Source organism: Vibrio sp. 2304 (assembly GCF_033339475.1).
GTDB classification, from domain to species: domain Bacteria; phylum Pseudomonadota; class Gammaproteobacteria; order Enterobacterales; family Vibrionaceae; genus Vibrio; species Vibrio alginolyticus.
Genome location: NZ_JAWOUQ010000120.1, coordinates 1 through 544 on the forward strand (window position 1 = coordinate 1; position 544 = coordinate 544).

The 544-nt window shown below is 29.8% G+C and carries 1 pseudogene; it reads left to right on the forward strand.

From position 1 onward, the window contains the following. Positions 1-544, forward strand: a pseudogene (locus tag R7P64_RS24570) (hypothetical protein); the annotation flags it as partial.

Consider the following 544-nt stretch of genomic DNA (forward strand, 5'->3'; position numbering starts at 1 on the left):
TGATGGTAGCTGAAAAAACAGTGAGTATTTTGTTGCAGAGAGCTAGCCTTAAATCAGTAGAAATAAATATAGTTCCTAGTGAAAGCTTTATTGAGCCTCTGCTTGCATCTCTTAAAATTGATCCAATAGATGGGATAAAAATTATAGATGCATTAGAATTAAAAACAACCCATATTGATATAAATTTTAATCATATTATTTGCCAGGTTTATAACATGAGAGTTGCTTCTGAAGTAAAACTGATATTATCAGAAATATTTGGCGATGAATATGATGTATATTTAGTCCATTATGCCGGTGTAAAAGGAAAAGAATTGATAGAAAAAATAAAAGTTATGGAAATTGACAAATCTAAAAACATAGGGGCATTGACATCTTTAGTTGTTTTAAAAGTTGATAAAGAAAAAAATCCTATATATGACTTTAATGATCTAGTTAATATAGTTGCACAGTTACGCTCTAAAGATGGATGCCCATGGGATAGAGCACAAGATCATTTTACATTGAGAGAAAATTTGATAGAAGAGTCATATGAAGTAATCGA